The sequence below is a fragment of the Cohnella phaseoli genome (assembly GCF_003386235.1).
GTDB classification, from domain to species: Bacteria; Bacillota; Bacilli; order Paenibacillales; family Paenibacillaceae; genus Cohnella; species Cohnella phaseoli.
Genome location: NZ_QRDZ01000002.1, coordinates 119,480 through 138,793 on the forward strand (window position 1 = coordinate 119,480; position 19,314 = coordinate 138,793).

The 19,314-nt window shown below is 55.3% G+C and carries 14 protein-coding genes; 3 read left to right on the plus strand and 11 right to left on the minus strand.

The annotated features are described in order from the left end of the window. Positions 1-18: 18 nt before the first annotated feature. From DFP98_RS02710 to DFP98_RS02725, 4 genes are all read right to left on the minus strand, one after another. On the minus strand, positions 19-2,730 hold the full coding sequence (locus DFP98_RS02710; RefSeq protein ID WP_116059026.1) for a FecR domain-containing protein: 2,712 nt from the start codon (positions 2,728-2,730) through the stop codon (positions 19-21). Between the two features lie 653 nt (positions 2,731-3,383). After that, a complete protein-coding gene (locus DFP98_RS02715) occupies positions 3,384-5,216 on the minus strand; it encodes a CHASE2 domain-containing protein (protein WP_181917450.1) in 1,833 nt (610 codons plus the stop codon). 183 nt (positions 5,217-5,399) lie between these two features. Further along, positions 5,400-5,636: a ferredoxin gene (locus tag DFP98_RS02720; RefSeq protein WP_116059028.1), complete on the minus strand. Its 237-nt coding sequence runs from the start codon at positions 5,634-5,636 to the stop codon at positions 5,400-5,402. Between the two features lie 135 nt (positions 5,637-5,771). Then, the gene (locus tag DFP98_RS02725; RefSeq protein WP_116059029.1) at positions 5,772-7,052 is read right to left on the minus strand and encodes a DNA polymerase IV; all 1,281 of its coding nucleotides are present in this window, start codon (positions 7,050-7,052) and stop codon (positions 5,772-5,774) included. A 133-nt stretch (positions 7,053-7,185) separates the two neighbouring features. Here DFP98_RS02725 and cimA point away from each other — a divergent pair, with 133 nt between their 5' ends. Further along, entirely contained in the window at positions 7,186-8,799 is a 1,614-nt protein-coding gene (gene cimA, locus DFP98_RS02730) for a citramalate synthase (RefSeq protein WP_116059030.1), read from the plus strand. A gap of 236 nt (positions 8,800-9,035) precedes the next feature. On the opposite strand, the gene DFP98_RS02735 is transcribed toward cimA, so the two are convergent. The 4 genes from DFP98_RS02735 to DFP98_RS02750 form a co-directional block, all read right to left on the minus strand. Further along, positions 9,036-9,230, minus strand: coding sequence for a DUF2188 domain-containing protein (locus tag DFP98_RS02735; RefSeq protein WP_116059031.1), 195 nt, complete (start codon positions 9,228-9,230; stop codon positions 9,036-9,038). Between the two features lie 72 nt (positions 9,231-9,302). Next, positions 9,303-9,869 (minus strand): DUF2306 domain-containing protein, encoded by a 567-nt coding sequence (locus DFP98_RS02740; protein WP_220377046.1) that lies wholly within the window; start codon positions 9,867-9,869, stop codon positions 9,303-9,305. Positions 9,870-9,995: 126 nt separating this feature from the next. Beyond that, the gene (locus DFP98_RS02745; RefSeq protein WP_116059033.1) at positions 9,996-10,844 is read right to left on the minus strand and encodes an SGNH/GDSL hydrolase family protein; all 849 of its coding nucleotides are present in this window, start codon (positions 10,842-10,844) and stop codon (positions 9,996-9,998) included. 40 nt (positions 10,845-10,884) lie between these two features. Further along, positions 10,885-11,256 (minus strand): DUF6220 domain-containing protein, encoded by a 372-nt coding sequence (locus DFP98_RS02750; RefSeq protein ID WP_116059034.1) that lies wholly within the window; start codon positions 11,254-11,256, stop codon positions 10,885-10,887. 174 nt (positions 11,257-11,430) lie between these two features. On the opposite strand from DFP98_RS02750, the gene DFP98_RS02755 reads away from it, so the two are divergent. Together DFP98_RS02755 and DFP98_RS02760 are read left to right on the plus strand one after the other, a co-directional pair. Continuing rightward, on the plus strand, positions 11,431-12,123 hold the full coding sequence (locus tag DFP98_RS02755) for a response regulator transcription factor (RefSeq protein WP_116059035.1): 693 nt from the start codon (positions 11,431-11,433) through the stop codon (positions 12,121-12,123). Next, the gene (locus tag DFP98_RS02760) at positions 12,120-13,448 is read left to right on the plus strand and encodes a sensor histidine kinase (RefSeq protein ID WP_116059036.1); all 1,329 of its coding nucleotides are present in this window, start codon (positions 12,120-12,122) and stop codon (positions 13,446-13,448) included. The genes DFP98_RS02755 and DFP98_RS02760 overlap by 4 nt, the downstream gene beginning before the upstream one ends. Here DFP98_RS02760 and DFP98_RS02765 read toward each other — a convergent pair. From DFP98_RS02765 to DFP98_RS02775, 3 genes are all read right to left on the minus strand, one after another. After that, on the minus strand, positions 13,441-13,755 hold the full coding sequence (locus DFP98_RS02765; protein ID WP_181917478.1) for a metal-sulfur cluster assembly factor: 315 nt from the start codon (positions 13,753-13,755) through the stop codon (positions 13,441-13,443). The two genes, DFP98_RS02760 and DFP98_RS02765, sit on opposite strands and share 8 nt — an antisense overlap. Positions 13,756-13,998: 243 nt before the next feature. Continuing rightward, complete coding sequence (locus DFP98_RS02770) at positions 13,999-15,369, minus strand: alpha-L-fucosidase (protein ID WP_116059037.1); 1,371 nt, start codon at positions 15,367-15,369, stop codon at positions 13,999-14,001. Next, positions 15,366-19,256 carry a LamG-like jellyroll fold domain-containing protein gene (locus DFP98_RS02775; protein ID WP_116059038.1) on the minus strand — a complete coding sequence of 1,297 codons (3,891 nt, stop codon included), beginning with the start codon at positions 19,254-19,256 and terminating at the stop codon, positions 15,366-15,368. Before DFP98_RS02775 ends, DFP98_RS02770 begins: the two co-directional genes overlap by 4 nt. Positions 19,257-19,314: the final 58 nt, after the last annotated feature.

The window sequence follows — 19,314 nt, forward strand, 5'->3', positions numbered from 1 at the left end:
TTGCTTAAAAGGATAAGATTAGACTTGGGGATAACCAACAAAAATGTTCAATTTGTATTCCACCGTATTCGGTCCGAATTGACGCAACGGGTCGACGATCAGTGTGTAACTGTTTAAGCCTGGCTGCAGTCCGAACAGGAAATACTCCCACCCCTCTGAAGTAACCTCTCTTTCATCCCCTAAAATTTGCACATCTTCCGGACTCATGAAATCCGGGACGAAGTTACCTATAAAAATATATGGGTTCAACCTGACAGTAGGTACTACTTCATTGTAGTTGTAGTAAAAACCGCCGTTTAGTTGATCATAAGTCATTTCGTAGCTGTCATCCCCCAAACCGATGCCGCCAGCACCCATTTGCTCGTTGTAGACAGCCGCATTGCCGACTTTAACCGTCAAGACAATACTTCCTTCAAATTCCAGTTCGGAATTAGAGATGTTCAACTCGTATCTGTAATAACCATCCGAAGAAATATCTAATTGAATCGGCCCGCCCAAATCTATCGAATTGTTCGGCAGTACAATCTCTCCACTGTATCCTTCGGCCAATTCCACATTAAGATAGACACCTTGTGACGCTGAAGGCAGTATCGCATACGCGAATTTTTCATCGGAAACGACGATATTGTTCGTCTGCTGGCCAACAGTGATGTTCCAAGAGACTAATCCTTCCGGCAGATTCTCCTCATGCGGAGCGTCGCGGGTCACAATCAACGTGTAGATGTGCTTGTAGTAGTAGGCTTGGTCTGCAAGAGAGATTTCAATCTCGTTCGCACCTGCGTCCAATTCGATATCAAAGAAGGGATAATTGCTCAACAATTCGACCCCGTTGACTTTTACCTTCTCTATTTTGAAGTCGCTTTGATTCGAAAATAGTGTAATATTCGCTGTGGACGACGACACCTCTGCCCGGAACAGGTTTGGATTTTCCAGATCTCTGCTGTACGTCGTACCCTCCATTCCGAAAGGTTGCGGATGGGTCAACCACAGAGGCTCAGTTACTCCATTAAGTACAAACAAATTATTTAGAGGCTCAATAGAGTACGAATCGGATTGCTCCTTTGTCACGTTGATGACAAAATTCTCGTATCCCGTTTCAAGTCCTTCAAGTGTCTTAACTTCGCCGCTTGCGTTCCATTCAATAGTTTGTCCTCCGTTAGAGTTGCCGGATCGCACCAGCGTCACTTTACTAACATCCGAGCCGAATTCGAGCTTCAGCTTTAACGACGTGACCATAGACTCTGTTTTAACCGCGTAGATCGTTTCGTGCTGTTGTTCCTGCTCGAGTTGCTTTGTCCGCTGGATCTGCAAAGGCTGATCGCTAGCTGTCATCAAAGTCCAGCCTGTAATCCCGTTTGGCAACGTTGAATCTGGACTCTCGCTAGGGCTCGGGCTAGGACTTTGGCTTGGACTTGAGCTCGGACTCGAACCTGGATTCGATCCACCGCCCCCGCCGCCAGTGGTTGGTGTCGGAGTAACTCTTGGCGCGGTCTGCTTTTTCAGCTCTTCTTCACGCTTCTTGCTCTCTTCCTCAAAACGTTTCTTTTCCGCCTCGGAAAGCTTCTTCTCGTATTCTTCCTTCGCTTTCTTCTTCGCATCTTCCAGAGCTTTTTTGTTGGCCTCCTCTTGCTTGGCCCGCTCCTCTTCAATCTTTTTAATCAAGCTTTCCCTCTGGCTCTTAAGCTCCTCTTCCTTCTGCTTTTTGGCAGCCTCCTGACGAGCCTCCTGCTGCTTCTTCAATTGTTCCATCTTCAGCTTCTCCGCATCCGTTACAACTTGCGGGGGCGTATTGGCAAGATCGATCTTCTTGTTTAGCGTCGGATTTGCTTCATCAACTAACTTTTGCAGCTCGCTCGGAGTGATTTTGTTTCCCTTCAGCGCTTCCTGCAACATATTGGTGATTAGATTGTTCAGGTTTTGGATGATTCTGTCCAAATCTGCGCTTGATCCAGTCGGCGTGCCCGGCTGACCCGCCTCAAGCTCTTGCTTTTTCTTTTCGATAAATTGCTGATTTTCCTGATCGATCGCATTTTTCGCCCCAATAATCGATTCAATGACCTGAGGCGAAACGCCGTTCAAAAATGAAGACAAATCGATCGGAATCACTTCGCCCGGAAATTGGGTCGTCTGGTTACGATCGTCGATCGTTACCTGATGGTTAGGAAGCACAACAACATCCGGAGGCTGCGATATCGTCCGCGTATTCGTAGGAGCGATCTGACCGACCCCCGAGAAAATGACGAACTTGGAATCTCCCGTCACCGGGTCGACGTATACAAGCAAATTTGTGCCCCGCACGCCCATGATGGCGGTCGGCGTCTCCAACGTATACTCGTCGCTCGCGCTTTTGATCGACTTTACCGTGGACCAGACAGAACCGCTCTGCACGCTGACCTTCGTCACCGTGTTTTTACCTTCCTTAAGCTTGGAGAAGGTCAGGGTCGTATTGGCGGACACGGTCATCCGATCGTCCTCCGATGATCCGTTCGCAAATTGGAGCACTGCGGAGCCGTCTGAACCGACCGTTACAATATCCCCTTCGTTCAGACTCATTTTGGCGAATGCCGTAAACTCCTTCGAACCCCCGGATTTCTTGACCTTTACCGTACCTTTAAGTTCCTTAATTACGGCGACCCGGGAAGACGCCGCAGAGGCCTCCTGAGCCAGCGCGCCGAGCAGCGGCGCTGCCAGCAGCAGCAGACCCAGCACATAAGCCACAATCTTCTTCATTAATTACACCTCTCCCGTTTGTTCAGTTTTGTTATAGTTGTATCATTTATAATCAGATATAACGTAGGCAGCGTCTCTATCGATGTTGCGCGACTGCAGACGTGCTGGCCAAGCTTAGAGCGTCGTATCGCGATGTTGCGCGACTGCAAGCGTGCTGGCCAAGCTTAGAGCGTCCTATCGCGATGTTGCGCAGCTGCAAGCGTGCTAGCCAAGCTTAGAGCGTCCAAACCGCGATGTTGCGCGGCTGCAAGCGTGCTGGCCAAGCTTAGAGCGTCCTATCGCGATGTTGCGCGGCTGCAGGCGTTCTAGCCAAGCTTAGAGCGTCCAAATCGCCATGTTGCGCGGCTGCAAGCGTGCTGGCCAAGCTTAGAGCGTCCAATCGCGATGTTGCGCAGCTGCAAGCGTGCTAGCCAAGCTTAGAGCGTCCAACCGCTAAGTTGCGCGACTGCAAGCTTGCTAGCCAAGCTTAGAGCGTCCAAATCGCCATGTTGCGCAGCTGCAAGCGTGCTGGCCAAGCTTAGAGCGTCCAAACCGCGATGTTACGCGGCTGCAGGCGTACTAGCCAAGCTTGTAGGTTTACGAGGTCTGGATGTGGTTCTCAATCACTTACAAAATCTACGGTAGCTTCGTTACGTTATTTCTGGAGCTCGCTACTAGTCCCCGTCTTTGCGTCCAAGCAGCTCGTAGACGCGAATCGGATGGGACTTGCCCTTGAACATGCGATCTTCGCCTTCATCGTAGCGGAACCAAAGCTTCGTCTGTTCGTAAACCTGCTCTGAGACATGGACTTGTCCCTTCTTGGTTTGAGACTCGATTCTCGCGGCAATGTTGACGTTGTCGCCGATTGCCGTATAATCGACCCGCAAGTAGGAGCCGATGTTGCCGACGACGACGTTCCCGCTGTGAATACCGATGCCTACATTAACCTCGCATTGGTATTTGTCCATAATCTGCTGACGAATTTGCTCCATGCCCTGCTGAATTTCGTATGCCGTCTGCAGTGCCATCCGTTCATGCTCGGCCACGTCGAGCGGCGCGTTAAACAGAATCATTGCGGCATCGCCGATAAACTTGTCGATCGTGCCCGAATTGCGAAGCGTCGTCTCCGTAATCATATTAAACATCGTGTTCAGCGTATCGACGAGTTCGGATGGCGACAGCTTCTCGGAAAGAGGCGTAAAGCCGCGAATGTCGAGGAACAGCACTGTAATGTGCTTGAGATCCCCTCCCAGCTTAATCTCGATGTCCTGGGCTACGATCTGTTTGACGAGATCAGGAGAAATATAGCGTCCGAACTGCCGCGTAACGAAGCTCTTCTGCGTGCTGTCCATATAGGACTTGAGCGAGACGTTCGTCAAATAGGCAAGCAGCATGGCAAGCAGGCCCAGAACGATGCTCGCGTGCAAAGCGGAGGCCTGGTAGAGCGCATATTGTCCGTACAACGCAGCCGCAAAAACGATCAAAAACAACAAAATGGAGTAAATATTTTTCAGTCTCCACGGCAGCCATATAAATAGAAGAAATAGAAGCAGCGCAAATGTCAGCTCCGCCCAGCTCGGCGCGTAAGCAATCTCCGAGCCCTTCAACAGCTGATTAACGATATTGCCGTGAGCATACATCAGCTTAAAATTCTTCTCGATCGGGGAAGCGCCTGTGTCCTGTCCGCCGTCCCCGGTCAAACCGACCGCCGTAAATCCCACAATCACGATCGAATCCTTGAGCAGATCCGGAGGCAGCGCTCCATTTAACACATCCACGAACGACACGGTGAGAAAATCGTCGGTCATTAAATCGTAGTCGATCGTTATCGTATTTTTCGCCACCGGCTCGCCGAATTTCCTCGGATCTGTAAGGTCTTCGTAGCGGCTTAAATCCGCTCCCGCCATCTCTGCGATTTGCCATCCCAAGGAGGGGACGACCTCTCCATCCGGCCCTTGGATCTTGAGCCAGGTTTGACGAATGACGCCGTCGCGGGTTACGACACGATTGATGTGTGCCAGTCGGACAAGCTCGGAAAACAACTCGTAGGGCTTTATGATTCCTTGCGCTTGGATATATTCATCGCGTCTAACCTCGGAAGTACTGAAGTTGTCTCCCATAATTCCCGTTACGGGCAAAATGACGTTCGGATAAGTGGAGAGCGCCTCGGCAAAGGCCATATCGCCGTCCGGATTGTCGCTTTCCTCCCCGAAAATAATATCGAATGCGATCGCCTTAGGCTCGTCCCCTTCTGGGTTTAAGTTCGCCAGAAACGGCGCGTATACCGCACGATCCCAAGGGAATCTTCCCAGTTCTGCAAGCGACGCGTCGTCGATTGCGACCATGATAATGCGCTCGTCCGGCCGATGGTCGGCAGCGGTCTTCATGTCGTAATCGAACAGCAATGTATCGAACTTCTGCAACACTCCCGATTGATGAATCAAAAATAAACCGAGCAGAAGAACGGCGTTGAGTGCGATCGCTATTCTTTTGATTTTCCCCTTCAAGCTCCACCCGCCCGCCTTTGTAAAAGATACCAATTTGCATCTATTATACATTAGGTATAAGGCTTTATGTTGGTTTTTGTCTAAAAAATGACTTTTGTGACCAGGGTCATGAAAGGCATTATAAAAAGAGCTCCCCCCTAGGTCTCCAGACCCAAGAAAGAGCTCTTTGCGCATTTTCGTCAATTACATATTAAATGGCGAATCCGCAATTTTGATCGAATCCGTCGGGCAGCCGTCGGATGCATCTTGCAGATCGTCATAAAGATCCTCAGGAATTTCGGTGGTGCCGTGATTGCCATCGTTGGCATAGATCACCTCGGCGAGGCCTTCATCGTCATAATCGTAAATATCCGGCGCCGTCGCTCCGCATGCGCCGCAAGCGATACATGTGTCTTTGTCTACGTAGGTAAACTTAGCCATGTGATACCCTCCTATTTTAAAATCCGTATCGCGTACGCTAGTAGTCCCGCTACTGTCCAATATAATACAAAACCTAGTTAATATCAAACGAAAATAAGCTGCTTCGCCTGAATTTTCGCGTATTCCGGCCTTTGCTCAATCGTCCGGGCTTTCCCGCAGGAAATCCTTCTGAAGAGATGTCCCTCTAAGCTTCTTATTGCGAATAAGCGTTGACGGATCGTCTCCGAGCATTCCGGCGGTCAGCACTGCGCCCTCGCCAAATTTGTCTCTGAGCGCGTCCATGGCGGTCATCAGCCGCTGCTTTTTCGGTTCCTCCTCATAGGTGAACAGATCGAGCTGCAGCGGCGTATCCTGCTTTGGAGACAGGCTTTGTAGCGTAATGCCAAGCAGCCTGACCGGCTTGCCCTCCTTCCAATGCGAATCCATCAGCTTGCAGGCCAGCTCGTAGACGTCATTCGCCGCTTCCGTCGGCACAGGCAGCGTAAACGAGCGTGTGATGGTGCGCATATCCGGATCCCGGATCGTAATCTGCACGGTCTGGCATACCATCCGTTGACGACGAAGCCTCCGGGTCGTCTGATCGGCCAGATTAAGCAGCACGCGGCGATATTGATCTCGTTCGGTCAAGTCGGCCGGAAGCGTCGTCGTATGGCCTATCGATTTGGGCGCTTCATGAAGCGGCTCGACCGGCGCGTAGTCAATGCCGTTAGCCGCATTTTTCATCCAGCTGCCGTACACGCCGAATCGATCGATGAGCATCTTCTCGTCGGCCGCGGCCAGCTCTCCGATCGTGCGGATGTTCAGCTTGAGCAGCTTATCCGCCGTTCGAGCCCCTACTCCGTACAACGCCTGACACGGCTTCCCCCACAACAGCGCAGGCATATCCCGTCTCCGCAAAATGGTGATGGCGTTGGGCTTACGCATGTCGGAGGCCATCTTGGCCAGAAGCTTGTTAGGAGCGATTCCTATGGAGCAAGGAAGCGACAGCTCCTCCTTCACTCTCCGGGCAATCGTCTCGGCTATTTCGACTGGCGTTCCAAATTGCGAGCTGCCCGTAATGTCCAGAAAACATTCGTCGATCGATACGGCCTCCACCAGCGGTGTGAAGCTGCCTGCGATACGCATGAAGCCGCGGCTGTATTTCCGGTATATATCAAAATCCGGAGAAATGATCAGCAGCTCAGGACAGCAGCTTCGCGCCTGGCGAACGGTCATCCCCGTTCGCACGCCGCGCGCGCGAGCTTCGTAGGAGCTAGTGACGACGATTCCTTTGCGCAGTTCGACGCTCCCGGCGACCGCCGTCGGTTTACCTCTGTATAGGCTCGGTTCCTCAGCGGCGTGAACGGAGCAATAAAACGCGTTCATATCAATATGCAGAATAATCCGCCGCTTGCCCGCGTCTAAGCTCACATCCATCTCCTCCGATCGTTTCCTAATTATACAGAGAATATGGATGGGCCCGCAATGAACCGCGCTCTCTACATTTAATGCCAACCGTGATATAATAGTTTCACCTGTTTTTATTTTTAAGGAGGCTTTTCGGTAACGCATGTCTACTCCACTTTGTATTTTCGATACGACCTTGCGCGACGGTACGCAAGGCGAAGGAATCAGCCTGACTGCCGAGGACAAAGTTAAAATCGCCCTGAAGCTCGACGCGCTGGGCGTTCATTATATCGAAGGCGGCAACCCGGGCAGCAACAGCAAAGATATCGAGTTTTTCCGCCGGGTCCGCGAAATGAAGCTGCAAGCAAAGTTAACGGCTTTCGGCAGCACCCGCAGGAAGAACAGCGTCTGCGAGCAGGATATTAACCTGAAGCATTTGACGGAATCGGGCGCTCGCGCGGCAACTCTGGTTGGCAAGACGTGGGATTTTCACGTTCATACCGCTTTGCAGACAACGCTGGATGAAAATCTGGCAATGATCTACGAATCGCTTGCTTACGTGAAGCACAGCGGAATGGAAGCGCTCTTCGACGCCGAGCATTTTTTCGACGGCTACAAGGCTAATCCGGACTATGCTTTGTCGGCGTTGGCCAAAGCCAAAGATGCGGGCGCGGCTTGGATCATCCTGTGCGATACGAACGGCGGTACGCTTCCGAGCGAAATCAGCGAGATCGTCTCTCGCGTCGTATCGGTTATCGACGCTCCGATCGGCATTCATACGCACAATGACTGCGAGCTGGCCGTAGCCAACACGCTAGCAGCGATTTCAGCCGGCGCTCGTCAAGTTCAAGGCACGATCAATGGTTACGGCGAACGTTGCGGCAACGCTAACCTGTGTTCGATCATGCCGACCTTGCAGCTCAAGATGGGATACTCCTGCGTTAGCGACGAGCAGCTCAAATCGCTTACCAGCGTTGCTCGCTACGTTAGCGAAATTGCCAATGTCCACATGCCGGTCAATCAGCCGTACGTTGGCAACGCAGCTTTCGCGCATAAGGGCGGAATCCATGTCTCGGCGATTATGAAGGACTCCAAAACGTACGAGCATATCGAGCCTCTGCTTGTCGGCAACAAGCAACGGGTACTCGTATCCGAGCTCGCGGGACAGAGCAACATTTTGTCCAAGGCTCAAGAAATGGGACTCGACGTCAATCCGGAAAGCATGAAGTCCCGCGAGGTAATCGACCGGATCAAGGAGCTGGAGCATCAGGGGTATCAGTTCGAGGGCGCGGATGCTTCCCTTGAATTGCTGTTGAGAGATGCGTACGGAGACGCCGTGCAGATTTTCACCGTCGATTCGTTCAAGATTACCGTCGAGAAAAGCGCCGGCGGAATGACAAGCGAAGCGATCGTAAAGATTAACGTAGCCGGAGAACAAGTATACACCGTAGCGGAGGGCAACGGGCCGGTCAACGCACTCGACAACGCGCTGCGCAAAGCGCTTGTGCAGTTTTTTCCGGGAATCCGCGATATTCATCTGTCTGACTACAAGGTGCGCGTTCTGGACGAAAAGGATGCAACGGCAGCGAAGGTTCGGGTACTGGTCGAATCTACGAATTTCAAGGATACATGGAGCACGGTCGGCGTGTCTTCCAACGTAATCGAGGCAAGCTGGGAAGCGTTGGTCGACAGTATCCGGTATTCGTTGATCGGCATGGACAAAGGAGGCGCCATCGCTCCTGAGCTGGTGCAAACTAACGGCTTGGTTAATCATTAAAGTAAAATCGCCAGGGCTGCAGCAGCCTTGGCGATTTTTTTTAGGATTCAGCAAGTTTGAGGGCGAGTGCGAAGTCATTTGGACTGAAAATCGCATGGGACGAACTAGTATCGAGAATAACATTCTCTATTTTAAGTTCTTCCTCTTTGGACGTACGATATACAATATTTCCAGGTGCAGATTTAAAGAATTCTTTGTTTGCTTCCTCATCAGAGCATAGTTTACTCAGCAGCCCGTCAGTGTCCTTTCTTGCGGATCTGCTTGTGGCGGTTTTCTCCCCATTCTTTGGCCTTGGCGGTCGCGATAGAGATCGCGCGGCTTTCGGAATAGCCTTCCTCCAGCAGTTCGTTAGCAATGTCGATCGCCTTGTTGCGGATCGGGGCCATGAAGTTTTTGAGCGAATCCGGATAGTCGTCTTTGTTCCAGGGCATCATTTATTCCTCCCGCAGCTTTTCTACCTTCTTTTAGACGACTTTAGCGAATTTGAATCACGGCGACACTTGTCAGGTTCTTTTTTTAACGATCAACCACTCCGTGATCAGGATATTAATGACCAAACCCAGAAAGATGTTCACCTCCATCACATGGGCCAATACAACCTCTACGCCTCCGTCAGGCAAACCTTTATTCGCTATATAAAACAAGATGCAGAGCGGCGTTACGATTCGAGCCGTCGCGGCGACCAACGTTACCGCATAGCTCCGGATCATCCAGACGCGGTGTTCCTCGAATTGCCGCCGCCTCGCATATCGGTAGCCCTTCCATCCGGTAACGATCCATAATACGACCAAAATCAGAAACGCAACCTGTCTCGTATAGCTGTCCGTATACCTCCCGACGACCAAGCCGCTCACGCTTCCAATTGTCACCATGGTCAAATAACCGCGGCCGATCCATCGGTGGATATGCGGTTTACGCTCGCGGAGACGGGGAACGAATTGCAGCCAGCCGATCGCAAGCGCGATAAAGGACGAATAAATGTGCACGAGCAATAAAGGATAATGCAGCTCGAACGAATCGCGGATCGGCACGCGGCTTAACCCGGAATTCATCGTGAGATACGGAGCCACGGCGAAGGCTGCCGCGGCAAAGATGAGTCCCGCAAGCAAGCCCCAGCCTATTTTATTTCTTCGGATTTTTCTCGTTATTCCCCAACCTCCCTCGCTTAAGCTGTTTTATCGCGCGTTATCCTCCCCCTACTTTCCTCCCGTGAGCTCCTGCACCAGCAAAGTTACGATGATCTGATGTCCGGCAAGCGACGGATGAAGTCCGTCCGCCTCCATCCATAGGGCGTTGGCGGGCAGCCCGAAATCGGCTTGCGTATCGACGACGGGATCGGATAGATTCCGCATAACGTCGCCGACAGCGGCGATATCCTCATTGTGGCAGCCGATTCCCCCCTGCCAGAAGGGCGGGAAAGCTTCAACCCTCTCGCCGTTGATCGTCGTAGGGGTGATCCATATCCAGCGCGGATTCCCTCTTGCTTGCGCCAGTCGGCGAATTTCCGCGAGGTTTCGGGAGGTTTCCCCGATACTGACTTGCGTTGGCGAAGGCTCTGGACCGAAGCGCAGAGCATCGTTGCCCCCGATCATGCAGAGCACCCAATCCGGATCGTGAGCCATCGTGCCGTTGATCCGCCCGAGCAGCTGCGACGAAGTATGGCCGGATAGGCCTTCGTTGACCAATCGGATGCCGTCCCAAGGCCTTCTGAGCTCCAGAAGCTGCCGCAAAATTTCAAACCACGAGAGCAGATCGTCCGTCGTGCTTTCCCCTAGCCCGACAATAGTCTCCCCCTGCCTGAACGGGAGCTGATCGACCCTGTCGGCAAAAGCCGGATCCTCGAGCAGCTGCGCCGCCGCTTCTTTCGTCTGCCGCTGCAGCGAATTTTTAAGACGGAGGAATGTCTCCGTATCGGGAATGCCGTACAGAGTCGCTAACGTCTCGTCTTGAAAGCTGCGGACGAATTTCAACATTTTCTCCGGGTGCTGCATGCGAATAAGCTTGGTCCATTGTCCAAGCATTTGCTGATTGTTTTCAACCTTCATCTGCGATCATCTCCGATTTCGTTTTGTGGTGCTCGCCCCCCTATCCGATCTCGCCGCGCGTTCCCCTCCAGGCGGTATTCCGGACGACGATGAACGACATGGCGAACAGGATCAAGGCAATGACGGGATGGAGTACGGCAGCGGACGGCAGCGCCTGAATATTAAGAAATTGAAAAATAACCGCTCCAAACATCCCCAGGCTTAACCAACGTTGGACCCCTCCGATTTTGGCGATGAAGGTCAGCAGGAACATCACCAGGGGCATAAAGGCAAAATAACGAACAAATTCAGTATGCGAGCCCCAATAGACCGCGTCCGTGAAGACCGCCAGGCCTGCAATAAACGCTTGAACGACAAGGCATAATAGAAATGCGATTGCCAAAATGTTGTAGACGTACCGAGCGATTTTCATCTAAACCCTCCCTTCTGTGTTACAAAAATCATAACGAACGCTTCTCACGGAACACGGTGCGAAAATGTCACAAAACAAGCAACAGACAGTTACATTTCAGTACGTCTGCCATTGGACGGAAGCTTAATGTGCTAAAATACAGGCACGAGCGCGGCATTTTCGGGAGGAGAGCCTATGAGCAAGCGAACGGTATTACTTGTCGACGACGATAAAGAAATCGTGGAGCTGATGAGAGAGTTTCTGGAGGATGAGCGGTTTCACGTGATCGAGGCGTATAACGCTGAGGAAGCCGGCAGTGCGCTGGATCGGCATTCGGTCGACTGTATTTTATTGGATGTGATGATGCCGGGACAGAGCGGTCTCGATTTCTGCCGGCAGGTCCGCAAGACGAGCAACACCCCGATTCTGTTCCTCAGCGCGAGAGGCGAAGCGCTCGACAAGATCCGCGGCTTGAGCCTGGGAGGAGACGACTACATTGTCAAGACCGCCACTCCGGAGGAAGTCGTCGCTCGGGTTAAAGCCGTGCTCCGCCGGTACGACAACAGCGAGAAGAAATCCCCCGTCATACTCGATTTCGGCCGCCTCGCGCTTAACGTCAACGCATACGAGGTGACGATCGACGGACAGCCTGTGCCCATGACGCCCAAAGAATTCGAAATTCTATGTCTGTTCGCGGAATACCCGCGGCAGGTTTTCACCTATGAACAATTGCTGCAGCGGTTCTGGGAGGGAATCGGAGATAAGCATTCCGTCACGGTGCACATGGGCAGAATTCGCGAGAAAATCGAGGAAAATCCGCGTAAACCCAAGTATATTACGAACGTTTGGGGTGTCGGCTACCGTTTCGAGGGGGAGCGGGCGGAATGAAGATGAAGCTTCGCTATTGGATGCTCTTCGGCATGCTCATCGTCACCGTTGTTCCCCGGTTGGTCTATGAAGTGCCGGGACTCGTCGACCGTTATCTCCTTTATCCCTCGCAAGCGGAGCAGCGGCAGGCGGGAATGGACGGACTGGCAAAGGAAGCGAGCAAATCCGGAATGGCTCAGTGGGAAAATCCGGAGTGGCGGTCCGCCGTGGAAAAGCAAGCCTCCTCGCTCCATCTCGGCATCATCGTGAAGGACGCTTCGGGGCGAGAACGGTTTCGATTTATGCCGGAGGGCTCGAATTACGCGGAGATCAGACAGATTGTTTTTGCGGAAAAAGGCCAGCTGCAGGGCAGTATGTTTCTCTATGGCCCGAAGCCGGGCAATGGATGGGGAGTCGCGTTGTCCATTATCGCCGCAGTCGGCGTAATCGTCTTTATCGGATTGAAAATCGGACGGGTCGTCGTCAAGCCGCTGGAAGCGGCCAGCGCAGCCGCCAGACGAATCGCCGGCGGCGATCTGGATTTTGAGCTTCCGACATCGACCGTTGCCGAGGTGATCGACGTTCGCAACGCTTTTCACGCAATGCGCAACGAGCTCCAGGAATCGTTGATCCGGCAGTCCCGTCTGGAGGAAGAACGCCGTTTTTTTATTAGCGCGATTGCTCACGACTTAAGAACGCCGATCTTTACGCTCCGGGGGTTCCTACAGCGCATAGAGAAAAGCATGCACGGCAGTCCGCAGAAGCTTCCGCATTACTTGGAGATCTGCAGCCAAAAGGCGGAGCAGTTGAATCGCCTCGTCTCCGATCTTTCCTCCTATACCGTAACGGATTCGCTCGACCTGTCCATGCGCCGGGAACGCGTCGAATTGAATCGGCTGCTTGCAGATCTGGTGGCCGAATACGCTCCAATCGCCAAGGAAAAGAAGATCGATCTGCGGTTCAACGCCTCTCCCGAGGCCATCGCGCTTCATGCTGACCCCCATCTGATCCACCGCGCAATCGGGAACCTGATGGACAACGCGCTCCGGTTTACGCCAGCCAACGGCAAAGTTACGATCCACTGCTCGACCCGGGAAAATAGGGCGCTGTTCTCGATCGAAGACACGGGACCTGGGATATCGGCAAAAGAGGAGGCACGCATTTTCGAACCGTTCTATCGGAGCGACGAATCCAGAAACCCGGAATACGGAGGAACCGGGCTAGGCCTTACGATTGCGCGGCGAATTATAAGAGCCCATCATGGGGAGCTTGCGGTACAGCGGGATACGTCTGACGAAGGGGCCGTTTTTGCGGGATGGCTTCCTCTCGCTTCCGTCCTTAAGTAGCGGACATGGATCTGGACCGAATTTGTTCCCTGGCTTCGTCGTTCATTCGCGCGGGCGTCCATTTCGGCTCGAACACCAGCTTCACTTCGGCCCGCTCTACCCCTTCTACCGCTTCGACGGCCGTTTTGACACTCGCAACGATCTGGTCCGCCAAAGGACATTCGGGAATGGTAAGCGTCATTTCGACGATAACTTCTCCGTGATCTCTTGCCTCGATGCCGTACACGAGCCCGAGGTCCACGATGTTCACACCGATTTCGGGATCGATTACTTCTTCAAGGGCTTCTGTAATCCGGTCTTCATTCATGGCCAGCACATCCTTTGCGGTTGATTTATCCAGCTTTTGCTCGGGCATAGTATGCGTCTAAAAAGACAAAAACAATCGGAATAGAGCTCCGCAGCGGGATAGGGATGAAAAAATGCATGTATCTCCGGCGACCGCCTCATCCGCTCCTGAAATCGCCCCCTTAACGGGTTAGCTCTTCCCATTCAGGACCGCAGCGCAAGAAGATACATGCACGACAACCTCTCTATCGACTATCTTTTCCTATTAAACGAACAGGCGGAATCCGTGCGCATAAGGCGCCGTTCTTCCCGGCTCCGCCTCGGACGGCGGCAGACAGATCACGAGGCCTTGATCCACGATCTTGAAAGACAGCGGTTCGTCCGCCCCCATTAGCTCAACCCGGCTTACCGGGCCGCGATACGGCACCGCGATCTGTTCCGGCACCTGTTCCTCTTCGTCCCGGTAGAGACGATAGACGTACACCCGATCCTCTCTCCGCGTAAAGGCGCACTCGTCCGCAAAATACGGCTCGCAAATGCGAGTCCGATAGATGCCCTCGCCATGAACGGCAAGCCATGCGCCCAACTCCCTGATCCGCTCCGCCGCCTGGCGCGGCAGTCTTCCGTCCGGCTGCGGCGCGACGTTCAGCGCCAGATTGCCGCCCTTCGCCACGACTTCAAGCAGCAGCGCGACGATGTCGCGCGTCGGCTTGTAACGCTCGTCGAAGCGATAAGAGAAAGCGTCTCCGATCGTGATGCAGCTCTCCCACGGGACGAACAACGGGGCTTCGGGCACCGTCTGCTCCGGGGTCACGTAATTCTCGTAAGGCCCGCCCACGGTCCGGTCGACCGCCAGCAGCCACGGCTGCGACCGCCGCGCGCGTTCCACCGCTTCCCCGAGCCGGATGTCCTGCCCTTCCTCGCGGCGAACCCAGCCGGCGTCCAGCCATAACGCGTCGATGCGCCCGTAACGGGTCGTCAGCTCGTCGATCTGCGCATGGTTGAAGGCCACGAATCGTTCCCATGCTTCGGGATCTTCCTGCGGATCGTAGTTGGGCCCTCTGCGGCTGCCTCCGGCGATCCCCGGCTTCCAATAATCCGGCGTATGCCAGTCCGCTTTGGAGTAATAAGCCGCGATGGCCATTCCTTTCTCCCGAAAAGCGTCGAACAGATGCCTGCACGCATCCGCGTAACGATGGGAGCGGAACGGACAATCCGGCCCCGTTATCCGATAATCCGTCGTGTCGGTGTCCCACATGCAGAAGCCGTCATGGTGCTTCGTCGTAAAAATAAAATACTTGAAGCCGCCTTCGGCCGCCAGGTCCGCCCACACCCGAGGCTCGAAGCGCACCGGATTAAACGAACGGTTCAGGCCGAAGTAGTGCCGCTTTAACTCCTCGCCGTCCACGTCCCATTCGAGCTCGCTTCTGGACCACGCCGCGTCTTCGTCGCTGAGCGCCCAGGATTCCACCGCCCCGATCTGGGAATACGGCCCCCAGTGCATCATCAGCCCCAGCTTCTGGTCCTGAAACCATTCGAGCCGTTCCCGCAGCAGCGGATCATCCGGCCGTACCCACACCTTGCTGCCGCTGTAGCCGTGGACCCCTTCGTGCACGTGCTGCTCTCGCTCCGTCATGGATTCGCTCCTTCTCCCTCGTCTAACGCATCCAGCCAGATTTGCCGGATCTGTTCGTCCCCGAGCGCTTCCGGGTACAGTCTCAGTTCGTCGATCGCGCCGTGGAAGCCCTCCGAAGCGTTGCCGTCCGAACCGTTCTGCGCCCCGATCCGGAAGACATTCGGATTTTCCAGCTGGTTCTGGATCGGATCGACCGACTTGCTGAGCACGCGGGTTCCGTTAATGTACAACCGGAATTCGCTGCCTTCCCGGCTTGCGGCGACATGCGTCCACTCGCCGGTCGGGATGGACCCGGCATCCGTATTGAACGGCCACATTCCGTGTCCCTGGCCCTGCGCGTCGCTGACCAGGAAATACATCTGACCGTTCGAAATCCACCAGTTAAACATATTTTCCTGGCTGCCGCTCGTTCCCTGCCCCAAAATATGATGATTGTAGGCATCGGATTCCGGCTTGATCCAGGCCGCAAACGTGAAATCCGCCTTGGCGATCGGAGGAATTCGGATCGAATTGCCGTAGAACAGCAGCGCTTGGCCGACCTTCCCGTCCACCCATGTCGGCGTGCCTTCGATATCGTAGTCCAAGCCGCCGTTCGCTTCTTTCGTCCGGGCTCCCTGCCCTTCATCGAACGGATAATATTGTCCCAGCTCCTCCACGATCGCGCTGACGGATGCCTCGAAACCGGAGTAGGAAGCGGTAATCGATACCGGCCCGGTATTCCCCGTGAACGTGACCACCCCTTCGGCGACGGTTGCGATATCGGGATCGGAGGTCGACCACTGCGCATGGGAGATTCGCGCCGTGAACCCGTCGGCGTACGCCGCTACCGCCGTCAACGGGGCCGGAATCGCGCTGTAAGCCAGCGGCTCCGGTATCGCGATGCCGACCAATTCGCGCTCGATCGGGCCGCTCAGCCGCACCGGCAAGTACTGGGCGGGGTTTTTGCCGCCGCCGATGCCGCCGCCCCATTCGATCCAGCCTCTCCGGCCGTCGCCGTCATCGTCGTTGATCAGCAGCGAGAACGCAAACGCGCCGTCGGCCGGCACGATCGGAGCCAGCTCCTCCCAGGGAAGCGCAAGCTCGTAGCGGGTCTCGCTCAAGGCTTCGTTCCGGACAATCGATAACGGGGCGCCGGCGACGAGCCCCGCCGGTTGGCCGATTCCCGTCCAGCGATACAGCTGCGGCCCATCGGGCGTCAGCGCCATCCCGAATTCATGCCAATCTGCGCTGTCGCCCGGCATGCCGGGCGAGAAGGCGAACTGGATGGAGTCGCCCAGCCAGATTTGGCCTTGCGACTGGTTTTGCGAGAAGCGATTGTCGCGGATCGCCGCCGCGATATACAGATGCTCCTCGTCCCATGTGACCCGGACGTCCCCGCCAAGATCCCGCGCGCCGCCGTAGTCCGGGATCTCGATCCGCCCCTGGTCGGGCAGCTCTATGAACGGTATCGGCGTCAAGTCGTCCGGTTCTCCATCCACGACAATGCTTTGTCGCGCTAAAGACGTGACGGCGATCAGGCTCCCTTCATAGTCCAGCGACAGTCCGCCTGCCGCGCGAAGCGCAAGCGTAACCGGGTAACGCCGGGACGGCTCCAGACCGGAGAGCGGCAGGTCGATCGTCAGCTCGGCCCCCGCCGCGATCTCGGCGTTCGGCAGCTCCGTTCCCTGCGCGTCGCCGATAGTCCATGCGAGCTCCTCGACCGTTCTCGCGCGGTCGGATTCGTTGTTGATCGTCACCCGCAGCGTCTCCGGCTCCATGCCTGCCGCGCCTGCCAGATGTCTGGCCAGCATCCGCAAAGGCTCCTTCACGACAATGTCCTTCGTCAGCCGGGCAACCGGCTTGCCTCGGTCGAGAATCTCCCCGACCACACGGTAGCTGCCGGCCGTCTCGAAGTCGGGAGCCGATAAGGCGATTTCAGCCGTTTGACCCGGAGCGACCCGGACCGGCACCGTCCGGTCGCCGATCGCGAACTGCGCGTCAATGCGAGCGCGCGGAGCGATCGTATTGTCCACTTGGAGAGTGAGCGGGATCTCGTCACCGCGATAGGCGTCTTCTCCTAGCAGCGTATATTTTCCGCTCGGCTTCAGGCTTTTGACCTTACCGGTCAGCTTTAACGCATCTTGGGAAATCGTGAGGTAGATCAGATTGCCCTGACCCGGATAATAGGTTTTCGACAGACCTTCCGCATCGGTGACCGTGATCGGCTTATTCGCTTTCACCGCGGCCGTCGTCGGCTCGGCCGCCCGGACGAGCCGGGTTTCCGTCCTGCCCGCCTGTATCAAGTAGCTAAGAATGCCTCCGCCTGCGTTCTCGTCCGGTAATCCCGAACCGTTATAAGCGCCGCGATTCGGAGCCGCGGACGCCGACACGGCGTTGCCCCAATAGTCTTGGCCTCCGCTGCCCGCTATGAGCGTGCCGCTGCCCAGCGACGGCGATCCCGCCGCCAGCTTGTAGCCGTCTGTCGTCGTGCGCCCAATGCTCCCGAAACCCGGAGCGACCAGACCCGGATCGGTCGTCAGCTTGTTCGCGTCCGCCGGTTCGCTCGCATCATGATTGCCGTAGTACGTATTGGAGTCGAACGTACACGTCGCGTTTCCGCAATAATAGGTCAGGTTCGACCCCAGATTGTAAATGATGTTGTTTCGGAAGCTCAGCGTGCCTTCCGGCAGGTTGTTCCCGTCCGGCGCCATCAGAAACCTTGCGTTCGATTCCGGCCCGGTATAGAACGTGTTGTTGTACACTTGGTAATCGTCCAGCCGTCCGACCGCCTGAATGAGCGCCGTCCCGTCGTTCTCGCTGACGTTATACCGCACGATGCCGCCGCGGTCGTATCCGGTCCCCTCGCCCCGCTGTCCGACCAGCAGCATAAACCCGCCCTCGTTGTCGTGGCTGTAGTTGTACTGCATCACGCAGTTGTTGCACAGCTCGTCGATATCGAAGGCCATCCCGTCCAGCGTGTTGTGCGTCTTGTACGCTTCATTGTACTGGAACAGCGCGTCGTCCGAATTGATTGCCCAGATCGCCGCGTGGTAGCCGACCGAATCGTAATAGCTGTGAGCCGCCACATTATGCTCGACCAGCGGCGCCGCGCCCTCGCACACGACGATCGCGTCCCCGCCCGTGCGGTTCAGGCTGTTGCCGCGAATGACAAGGTTCGTCATTCCGAGCCAAGGCCCGACCCCGTCGGTGCGCGTATCCCGGTTGCGCCAGTTGCTGCGCACGAAGATGCCGGTGCTGTCGACGTCCGTAAACGTGTTGTCCTCGATAAGCACGTCGTCGAACTTGGTCGGCGTCGCGCTGCCGGTCACCCGGACGATGATGCCGCCCGACTCGAGGTCCTGAACCTCCGTTTGCCCGCTTACGTCATGAATGTCCAGGTTCTTCAGATGGATGTGCCGAACGATGCCGATGTCCTGCGCCTCGATCCATACCGCCCGGCGCGTCTGACGCACCTCGGCGACGTTCGTAAGCTCCAGATTGTTGATTTCCCAATACTGCTGATTGAACAGCTTCACTGTCTCTTGGTATAGACCGGCGCCGTGAATGGCCGGCTTGGCTCCTTGGCCGTACCGGTCGACGACGATCGGCTTGGCCGCCGTGCCGGAGCCCTTGGGCCAGAGCTGGCCGGTCCACGTCGACCCCGCCTTCAGCAAAATCCGGTCGCCGGGCTGGAACGTCGCGGCGTTCACCTTGTCCAGCGTGCGCCAGGGGGCGTTCGCGCGCGTCCCCGCGTTGGCGTCGTTTCCGGCAGCCGAATCTACGTAATAGGTTCTCGACGTTCCTCCGCCGGCCTGCGTTTCGGGAGATTCCGCCGTCATGCAGATCGCCAGCAGCAGCAGCCAGCCGCATACGACAAAAGCCGATGCGGGCTTAAGCTTGATTTTCATCCTGTCTTCTCCTCCTTCCGAATGGTGACCGCGCAGCGCCGGCCGGAGGCAAACCCGG

Coding starts and splice junctions, on each gene's coding strand:
- DFP98_RS02765 (WP_181917478.1), bottom strand. CDS start 13,755: ATGAATGAAGACCGGATTACAGAAGCCCTTGAAGAAGTAATCGATCCC.
- DFP98_RS02755 (WP_116059035.1), top strand. CDS start 11,431: ATGAGCAAGCGAACGGTATTACTTGTCGACGACGATAAAGAAATCGTG.
- DFP98_RS02745 (WP_116059033.1), bottom strand. CDS start 10,844: ATGAAGGTTGAAAACAATCAGCAAATGCTTGGACAATGGACCAAGCTT.
- DFP98_RS02770 (WP_116059037.1), bottom strand. CDS start 15,369: ATGACGGAGCGAGAGCAGCACGTGCACGAAGGGGTCCACGGCTACAGC.
- DFP98_RS02720 (WP_116059028.1), bottom strand. CDS start 5,636: ATGGCTAAGTTTACCTACGTAGACAAAGACACATGTATCGCTTGCGGC.
- DFP98_RS02735 (WP_116059031.1), bottom strand. CDS start 9,230: ATGCCCTGGAACAAAGACGACTATCCGGATTCGCTCAAAAACTTCATG.
- cimA (WP_116059030.1), top strand. CDS start 7,186: ATGTCTACTCCACTTTGTATTTTCGATACGACCTTGCGCGACGGTACG.
- DFP98_RS02750 (WP_116059034.1), bottom strand. CDS start 11,256: ATGAAAATCGCTCGGTACGTCTACAACATTTTGGCAATCGCATTTCTA.
- DFP98_RS02710 (WP_116059026.1), bottom strand. CDS start 2,730: ATGAAGAAGATTGTGGCTTATGTGCTGGGTCTGCTGCTGCTGGCAGCG.
- DFP98_RS02775 (WP_116059038.1), bottom strand. CDS start 19,256: ATGAAAATCAAGCTTAAGCCCGCATCGGCTTTTGTCGTATGCGGCTGG.
- DFP98_RS02760 (WP_116059036.1), top strand. CDS start 12,120: ATGAAGATGAAGCTTCGCTATTGGATGCTCTTCGGCATGCTCATCGTC.
- DFP98_RS02725 (WP_116059029.1), bottom strand. CDS start 7,052: ATGGATGTGAGCTTAGACGCGGGCAAGCGGCGGATTATTCTGCATATT.